We start from the raw sequence: 7,541 nt of genomic DNA, 5'->3' as shown, positions 1-7,541 counted from the left end.
CGATCATGGTAGTCATGCGATCTGCTCCGCAGCCGTGGGGGGGGGGGGTCCCCCCGCCGTTGGTTTGGCGGGGGGGGGGGGGAGCGCCGGGGGGGGCCCCCCCGCCCGCCCCCCCGTCTCGGGTGCCGCTCAGGTGGTCTGGCGGCGGGTCTTCAGGGCGGTGTCGATCAGTTCCCACACCGCGATCCCGGCGGTGCTCAGCGCGATGATGACCGCGAGGATCTCGCGATTGTCCGCGACCGCCAGCCAGTCGAACCGCTCGCCGAGGGCCGGGTTGAGCAGTCGGTCGGAGAGCGCCAGCCACACCACCGGCACCGTGAACGCCAGGTTGAGCAGCGCCTTGGTCGCGAACAGCCGCCAGCTCCAGCGCCCGATCCGGTACTTGACGATCTCGAACACCACGTCGAGGGCCAGCACGCCGATCAGCGCCGGCAGCCAGAACGACCAGAGAGCCGGGTCGAGGAGCGGGATGTTGTCACCGTCGGTGTCGCGTACCCAGGACTGGAAGTGCTGCAAGGGCAGGTAGCCGATGAACACCACCAGCATCGCCACCGCCGCGATGGTGTCGACGAGTGAGACGTCCCGGTGCGCGGGGACGTCGGGCAGTTCGTCGACTGTCCATTCGGGCAGGTCGACGGGCGACTGGGACCGCTCGATGAGGACGAAGACCAGGGTGAGCCAGAAGCAGATGTGCACCGCCACGTGCAGGGCGACGACGAGGCCCGGGCCGATGGCGCCGAAGCCCTTGCCCTCGACGACCGCGACCACCGCGACCACCGTGCCGGCGAGCGCCGGGATGAAGCTGAGCAGCAGCTTCAGCAGCCGAAGCCAGACCAGGTAGTAGGTGGGGCCGAGGAGCTGGAGCCGTCGGTCGGCGTAGCGGGCGGCCAGCCGGTCGGGGTTGCCCAGTTCGGTGAGCACCTCCCGTTCGGCGACTGCCGCGTCCGCGCCGCCCCCCGTCCGGTCCTCGATCATGTCCTCGATGGACGCGCGCAGCTCGGTGGCGATCTCGTCACGGCGCGGGGCGGGCACCGAGCGCAGGGTGGCGGCGAGGTAGCGATCGGTCAGGGTGTTCATCGGTCGACTCCTTGGATCAGGCCGTTGATGGAGGTCTGTACGGCGGCGAGGTCGTCCAGGAGCCGGCTCAGCATCGACTCGCCCTCGTCGCTGGTCCGGTAGAACTTGCGCGGCCGGCTCTCCTCGGTGTTCCACTCGCTGGTCAGCAGCCCCTGGTCCTCCAGGCGGCGCAGCAGCGGGTAGAGGGTGTTGGCGTCCACCGGAAAGCCGTGGTCGGTGAGCCGTTGCAGCAGTGCGTAGCCGTAGTCCGGTCGACGCAGCGCGACCAGGCTGGCCACCACGACGGTGCCTCGACGCAACTCCTGTAGGTGCGTCCGTAGAACGTCCTCGCTAACCATGTGTCACACCATACTGTGTGTCACACAGTGTTGTCCACTGCGACATCATCGTGTGTGTCAAGTCCTGCCTCGATCGCTACGACGTGCGGGGCGCCCGGTCGACACCGGACGCCCCGCCACCTGGTCACACTCAGCAGGACACGCCCTGGCGGAAGTTCCGCTCGACGTAGCTGGCCGGGCCGACCTGGAAGTAGCCCACGCCCGGCCGGATCGGGTGCCCGGTGAACAGCTCCACCCGCGACCCGACGCGAACCAGGTACGCCTCGGCGTCCCCCGCGTCGTTACGGATCAGCGACCCGCGCGGGCCGTAGATCGCCTCCAACTCCGCGAAGGACATGCCGACCCGGGCCCCGGCCGGCGACTGCGGCGGCGCGGTGGCCGTACCGACCTCCACCAGTAGTCCGTCGCGGAAGGCCAGCAGGAGGACACCGGCCCAGGAACCGGTCGCACCGGCGTGGACCACCGTGCCGCAGCCCGGCGCGGTCCAGTCGATGTGGCCGGCCGCGGTGAGCGCGGCCAGGCTGGCGCCGATCCGGTACACGCCGGCCCCGGCGACGCTGAGCACCTGCGGGTGGGTGTGCCCGGCGGCGGTGAGCGGGCCGTGCGCCGAGGCGCCGCCGGCCGGGAGCGCTGCCGCCGCCGGGTCGGCGACGGTCATCGGGACGAGCGTGCCGAGCGCCAGCGCGGCAGTGGTGAGAAGGGTCAGCGGACGTCTCATGGTGGGCTCCTTCGGTGATGGGTCTCCTGCCCTGTTAGTCACCGCGTCGGCCGCAGCGGTTCGTCGGGTTTCGGACCGGACCGGTCTACTGTGGAAGGGACCGTGCTGGCCGGGGGTGACACGGTGACGGCTCCGCAGCGGATCGGGCCCTACGCCATCGAGCGACTGCTGGGCGTCGGCTCGTTCGCGACGGTCTGGTTGGGCTACGACGCGGTGCTCGACACGCGGGTGGCGATCAAGGTGCTGGCCGAGAACTGGAGCCACGACCTGCGGGTCCGGGAACGTTTCCTCGACGAGGCCCGACTGCTGCGCCGTCTGGAGCACGAGCGGCTGATCCGGGTGCACACCGTCGGTGAGTTGCCCGACGGCCGGCCGTACGCGGTCCTGGCCTGGGCGGACCGGGGGAGCCTGCGGGACCGCCTCGCCCACGGCGAGATCCCCGCGCCGACCGCGCTGCGGCTGCTCGGCGAGGTCTGCGCCGGGGTCGCCGTACTGCACCGGCACGGTGTCGTGCACCGTGACCTCACCCCGGGCAACGTCCTGTTCCGCTCTGCCGGTCCGGACGCCCCCGATGCCGAACAGGTGCTGATCGCCGACCTCGGGCTCGCCAAGGCGCTCGCCGCCGCCTCGGGACTGACCGCCCGGGCCGGCACCCCCGGTTACATGGCCCCTGAGCAGGACCATCCGGGGGCGGTGGTGGACACCCGCGCCGACGTGTACGGGCTCGGCCGGCTCGGCGTCCGGCTGCTGGCCGCCGACCCGACGGGCGCGCATCCGGACCGACCCGACCCGCCGCGACCTGCCCCGCAGATTCGACTCCGCGACGGCGTGCCGCCGGGAGTCGCGGCGGTGCTCGCCCGGGCCACCGCATACCACCCGGACGACCGCTATCCCGACGCCGCGGCCCTGCACGCCGCCTTGACCCGCGCGGGGCTGGCCGGGTTCACCGGCCCGGTACGGCGACAGCCATCACCTGCCCCGGCCCGCCCGCACCGGCTACGACGGGCCGGCGCGGCGGTCGTGGCTGTTGCCGCCATGGGCGCGCTGGGCGCCGAACCGGGCGGCACCGTGTCGACCCGGGCCGCCGCTGGCACCTACACGGCCGGGCCGCTGACCGTGGCTCTGCCGCCCGGCTGGTCCGCCGCCGGCGCCACCTGGGCCGGTCAGTACGGCACCGACGGCGAACCGGAGCCGGCGCTGGTGATGTCGCCGCAACCCCGCCGGTGGGCCGCCGACCCCCGACTGCCCGGCGCGTTCGTGGGCCTCTCCGCCAGCACGGCGGCACGCGCCACGCCCGCCGGGTTCCTGGCCGAGCGCACGCACGGCGACTGCACGCCCGCGCCGGCCCGCACCACCCGCCAGGCGGGCGTCGAGTGGACGGTGGTGGCGTACCGCTGCGACCGGGGCCGGGCGCTGATCGTCGAGTCGGCCGCCCTGCACCGGGCCGCCCTCGTGTACGCGCAGATCACGCCGCCGCCGAACACTGCCACCGAGTTCGTCGACACCCTGCTCGCCGGGGTGCGGGTGCGGGTGCGGTGACCGGCCGTCCGCTGCCGGAAAAGGCTCCGATGGCAGGTCCGTCGGTGTGAGGCTGTCAGCGTGATGGAGGACCCGCGTCGGCCGCTCACCCGGGGAAAGGGCGGGCCGCAGCGGGCGGACCTGCTGGAGTTGTTCTTCGACCTCGCCTTCATCGCGAGCCTGACGCTGGCCTCGCAGAAGATGGCCGCCGAGCAGACCTGGACAGGCGTCGGTCAGGCGCTGCTCGCCCTGTCGACGCTGTGGGCGGTGTGGGTGACCACGACGCTGATCACCGACACCTACAGCCCGCGGAGGCGTCCGATCCCGTACCTGATCCTCGGCATCATGTTCGGCGTCATGCTGATGTCCGCCGCGCTGCCGACGGCCTTCCGGGACCACGGCCTGGTCTTCGGTGGGGCCCGCTGACGCCGCGGGTCGACGGTCAGCGGACCACCACGGTGATGGTGTGCTCCCGGCCCTCCTCGGGGATCGTGACGTCGACCGTGCCCGGGCGGACGAAGCGAATGTCCACCACGCCCGCCTCGTACTGCTGGGAGACCAGCTCCGGGCGGTCCACGCTGACGAGCCCTGGACCGATGCCCTGGATCCGCAGCACCGCGCCCGTGGCGAAGCAGAGCGACCGCAGCAGCTCCAGCTCGGTCTCGGCGAGCGGCAGGTCGTAGCGGACGGCACCCCGACAGGCCGGGGTCGCGGCCGTCGGCGGGGGAGTCGTTCGGGGCGTACCCCTTGTGCTCGGTGGTGCGGGCGGACGCCCGCGGGTCGGCGGCGGCCGGGACGGCGACCCGGCGGGCGAGGGGATCGCGGAGGTCGCCGAGGGCGTGGGTGTCGCAGGGGTCGGGCCGGGCGGTTGGACGGGCAGCGGCGCGACGGCGTCGGCGCCGCAGGCGGCGACCCCCACGGCGACCGCGAGGACGACGGCGAGCCGGCGGAACGACGCCGCGCTCGTCGCGCGCCGAGCGGTTGCCGGACCCGCCGGGATCATCCGTCGCCGAGCCGTTGCCGGACCTGCCTCCGGGCCAGGTGCAACCGGGACTTCACCGTGCCCACCGGTAGGTCGAGCAGGGTGGCGATCTCGGGGTAGCTCAGCCCGAGCACGTCGCGCAGGGCCACCACCTCGGCGTGGTCGGGGTGGACCGAGTCGAACGCGTCGAGCAGATCGAGGCGGGTGCCCGCGACCACGCTGGTCCGTCGCGGATCGGGCTGATCGGGCACCGGAACACCGCTGGCCTCCAGTCGGCAGCGGCGACGCAGCGTGCGGTACGTGGAGCGGGCCCGATTGGCGGCCAGCCGGTGCAGCCAGGTACGGAACGAGGAGCGACCCTCGAACCGGGTGATGCCGCCGGCCAGCGCCAGGAGCGTGTCCTGGCAGGCTTCCTCGGCGTCCTGGCGGTTGGGCAGGAATCGGGCGCACAGCCGCAGCGCCTCCGGACGCACCGCGACCAGCAGGGCGTCCAGCGCCGCCAGGTCGCCCTGCGCGGCGCGGCGGGCCAGGGCGTCGAGATCAGCGGGGTCGGGCATGCCGGGTGTCCAATGCTCGCCGGTGGCCGATCCCCAAGCGTACGGCCGTCGGCGCTGGTCCGTCCTCGTCCGATCCGGCACCCGACCCGGGCTACTCGAAGCGGGACACGTCTCCGGCGCCTCGGCGCAGGATCTCCGGCTCCGGCCCGGAAAGGTCGATCACCGTCGTCGGCTCCATGCCGCACTCGCCGGCGTCCAGCACCGCGTCGAGCTGGTGGTCGAGCTGTTCCTTGATCTCCCAGCCCTGCGTCATCGGCTCGTCCTCGCCGGGCAGCGTCAGCGTGCTGGACACCAGCGGTTCGCCCAGCTCGGCGAGCAGCGCCTGGGTGACGGTGTGCCGGGGGACCCGCACGCCGACGGTCCGCTTCTTCGGGTGCAGCATCCGGCGGGGCACCTCCTTGGTGGCCGGCAGGATGAACGTGTAGCTGCCCGGCGTGGACGCCTTCACCAGCCGGAACACGGCATTGTTGATCTGGACGAACTGGCCGAGCTGCGCGAAGTCGTGGCAGACAAGCGTGAAGTGGTGCCGATCGTCGAGATGGCGGATCTGGCGGATCCGGTCCAGCCCGTTCTGGTTACCGAGCTGGACGCCGAGCGCGTAGCAGGAGTCCGTCGGATAGGCGACCAGGCCGCCGCCGCGGACCAGGTCGGCCACCTGCCCGATCACGCGGGGCTGCGGGTTCTCCGGGTGTACGTCGTAGTACCTCGCCATCTCCCGAGCCTATTACTCCTCTACGTGCGGCTGGAGTGACAGGTGGCGGGCTCAGTCGCGCCACTCGTCCTTGAAGGTGGATGGGTAGGCCCCCTCGGGCAGCACCGGGCGCAGCGCTGAGTAGACCTGCTCGGCTGCCGCCTCGGTGTAGTCATCGAAGGTTTCGGCTGCCTGCAGCCACCAGCCGCCACCGGCGAGGTGGTCGACCCGCACGAACGCGCCGGTCTTGCGCAGTCGTTCGGCGCCACCCAGGCGCTCTGCGACTGGTTCCGAGATGATGGTGATCCATGAATAGCCGCGCAGGGTGTCCTCCACGGACCGCACCGTCTCACTCGGGTGCAGGTAAAGCGCGTACTCAAGGCCGGTCTTCAAACTCGTGCCGTAGCTGATGCCGACCATGCCGAAGAGCGCACCGTGCTCGGCGGCCCGACGCAGCAACGCGTGCGCCCGCTCGCTGAACCTGACAAAGACGGCCCGGGGCAGCGTGATTCCGAGCACCGCTCGTCGCCGGCCGTCCATCGGGTACTGCCAGAACTCCACCTCGAGTGACCCCTCGTCGAGCACAGCCACCCCAGGGGTCCCTTGACCGTCGGCGGCACCGACACGCAGGTACTGGAAGTCGTGCGTTCGCCAGTCGACCTGCCCGACGAACGACTGCCATTCCTCGTCGCTAAAGAAGGGAAGTTGCCATGAACGCTGCTCGTCGCCGTCCGCCGCCCCGATGACCGCCTCGACCCCACAGGTGCCTCCGCGAGCTGCCCCGGCGAGCGCATCGGATGGCAGGAGTTCGGCAAAGAAGTTCCGAGCTGATTCAAACCATTCCTGGACGACGCGTCCCTTCTCGTTGTCGCCGTCGGGGAGGTCGATGGTGAGCAGGAGGTCAACGCTCTCCGGCCGTTTCCAGGGCCGGCCATCCGAGGTGGCCCGAGGCGAGGACGGCTGGTCGGCAGCGTCTTCGCTTTCGTACTGGAAACCCAGCAACTTCCGGGAGTCACGGTCCGCCTCGTGGGCGTCGCCGAGCGCCAGGTTGATCGCCAGTCGTTCGTTGATGTCATCCTTGCCGTCGATGCCGAACGCCCGGTACAGCTGGATGCCGTCGTCAGGGCCGCTGCGGACCTCGATCCGCCCGTCCACGTCGAAGTAGCTGGACGCCGTTACACAGTCCTGCTCGAAAATGCCGTTGGGACCGGCCACCACGGGCTTGTCCACGATGCGGACCAACTCGTACGGATTCGCGAGGAGTTGCTCCAGCCGGTTCTGGGCACGTCGCGCTCCCGCCGGGTCGTCGGGCTCGAAGATCCACACCCAGATCTCCTGCGGATGCCCGTCCCAACAGATGAGTTCGGGGCCGGGACGCTCGTCGTAAAGGTCACATGTCAGCAGAGCGTCCGGAAAGCGTCTCCGTAGCTCCGCTACGCGTGTGGCGAGCCCGCCCGCATATGCCGCATGAACCGAGATGTCCCAACCGCTCATTGCCGCTCCTCAGCGCAGTTCGCCGACTATACGAACGGATGTGGCCCCTGCCACCCGTACCGACGCAGGTGCTCTGCCACGGTGCCGGGGTCGCACCTTAATCGATCATGGCCGAACGTCTGCCGTCCGGGCCGCGGAGCTGCCCGCGGGTTCGTGCTGGCGAGCC

Annotated in this window: 9 protein-coding genes; 2 read left to right on the top strand and 7 right to left on the bottom strand. The window is 71.5% G+C overall.

Annotation, left to right across the window (positions count from 1 at the left end):
* Nucleotides 1-129: 129 nt before the first annotated feature.
* From ACIA3K_RS18640 to ACIA3K_RS18630, 3 genes are all read right to left on the bottom strand, one after another.
* Nucleotides 130-1,077: a permease prefix domain 1-containing protein gene (locus ACIA3K_RS18640; RefSeq protein WP_396802447.1), complete on the bottom strand. Its 948-nt coding sequence runs from the start codon at nt 1,075-1,077 to the stop codon at nt 130-132.
* On the bottom strand, nt 1,074-1,415 hold the full coding sequence (locus ACIA3K_RS18635; protein WP_396802445.1) for a PadR family transcriptional regulator: 342 nt from the start codon (nt 1,413-1,415) through the stop codon (nt 1,074-1,076). The genes ACIA3K_RS18640 and ACIA3K_RS18635 overlap by 4 nt, the downstream gene beginning before the upstream one ends.
* Before the next feature lie 130 nt (nt 1,416-1,545).
* Nucleotides 1,546-2,133: a hypothetical protein gene (locus tag ACIA3K_RS18630; protein WP_396802444.1), complete on the bottom strand. Its 588-nt coding sequence runs from the start codon at nt 2,131-2,133 to the stop codon at nt 1,546-1,548.
* Between the two features lie 123 nt (nt 2,134-2,256).
* Between ACIA3K_RS18630 and ACIA3K_RS18625 the strand changes: the two genes are divergently transcribed.
* Together ACIA3K_RS18625 and ACIA3K_RS18620 are read left to right on the top strand one after the other, a co-directional pair.
* Entirely contained in the window at nt 2,257-3,672 is a 1,416-nt protein-coding gene (locus ACIA3K_RS18625; RefSeq protein ID WP_396802443.1) for a serine/threonine-protein kinase, read from the top strand.
* 63 nt (nt 3,673-3,735) lie between these two features.
* Entirely contained in the window at nt 3,736-4,077 is a 342-nt protein-coding gene (locus tag ACIA3K_RS18620; RefSeq protein WP_396802526.1) for a low temperature requirement protein A, read from the top strand.
* 16 nt (nt 4,078-4,093) lie between these two features.
* Here the strand turns inward: ACIA3K_RS18620 and ACIA3K_RS18615 are convergent, their stop codons facing one another.
* The 4 genes from ACIA3K_RS18615 to ACIA3K_RS18600 all read right to left on the bottom strand — a co-directional run bounded on the left by ACIA3K_RS18615 (nt 4,094) and on the right by ACIA3K_RS18600 (nt 7,375).
* A complete protein-coding gene (locus ACIA3K_RS18615; protein ID WP_396802441.1) occupies nt 4,094-4,654 on the bottom strand; it encodes a hypothetical protein in 561 nt (186 codons plus the stop codon).
* On the bottom strand, nt 4,651-5,190 hold the full coding sequence (locus ACIA3K_RS18610; protein WP_396802439.1) for an RNA polymerase sigma factor: 540 nt from the start codon (nt 5,188-5,190) through the stop codon (nt 4,651-4,653). Before ACIA3K_RS18610 ends, ACIA3K_RS18615 begins: the two co-directional genes overlap by 4 nt.
* 91 nt (nt 5,191-5,281) lie before the next feature.
* Nucleotides 5,282-5,902, bottom strand: coding sequence for an L-threonylcarbamoyladenylate synthase (locus ACIA3K_RS18605; protein WP_396802438.1), 621 nt, complete (start codon nt 5,900-5,902; stop codon nt 5,282-5,284).
* 51 nt (nt 5,903-5,953) lie between these two features.
* Nucleotides 5,954-7,375, bottom strand: coding sequence for a hypothetical protein (locus tag ACIA3K_RS18600; protein ID WP_396802437.1), 1,422 nt, complete (start codon nt 7,373-7,375; stop codon nt 5,954-5,956).
* Nucleotides 7,376-7,541 lie beyond the last annotated feature (166 nt).

This window comes from Micromonospora sp. NPDC051543, assembly GCF_044454415.1.
In the GTDB taxonomy this organism is placed as follows: domain Bacteria; phylum Actinomycetota; class Actinomycetes; order Mycobacteriales; family Micromonosporaceae; genus Micromonospora.
This window is presented reverse-complemented; position numbering and strand designations above follow the sequence as displayed.

Excerpts from the sequence above, each read along its gene's own strand:
- ACIA3K_RS18640 (WP_396802447.1), bottom strand. The coding sequence starts at position 1,077 with ATGAACACCCTGACCGATCGCTACCTCGCCGCCACCCTGCGCTCGGTG.
- ACIA3K_RS18635 (WP_396802445.1), bottom strand. The coding sequence starts at position 1,415 with ATGGTTAGCGAGGACGTTCTACGGACGCACCTACAGGAGTTGCGTCGA.
- ACIA3K_RS18630 (WP_396802444.1), bottom strand. The coding sequence starts at position 2,133 with ATGAGACGTCCGCTGACCCTTCTCACCACTGCCGCGCTGGCGCTCGGC.
- ACIA3K_RS18620 (WP_396802526.1), top strand. The coding sequence starts at position 3,736 with ATGGAGGACCCGCGTCGGCCGCTCACCCGGGGAAAGGGCGGGCCGCAG.
- ACIA3K_RS18615 (WP_396802441.1), bottom strand. The coding sequence starts at position 4,654 with ATGATCCCGGCGGGTCCGGCAACCGCTCGGCGCGCGACGAGCGCGGCG.
- ACIA3K_RS18610 (WP_396802439.1), bottom strand. The coding sequence starts at position 5,190 with ATGCCCGACCCCGCTGATCTCGACGCCCTGGCCCGCCGCGCCGCGCAG.
- ACIA3K_RS18605 (WP_396802438.1), bottom strand. The coding sequence starts at position 5,902 with ATGGCGAGGTACTACGACGTACACCCGGAGAACCCGCAGCCCCGCGTG.
- ACIA3K_RS18600 (WP_396802437.1), bottom strand. The coding sequence starts at position 7,375 with ATGAGCGGTTGGGACATCTCGGTTCATGCGGCATATGCGGGCGGGCTC.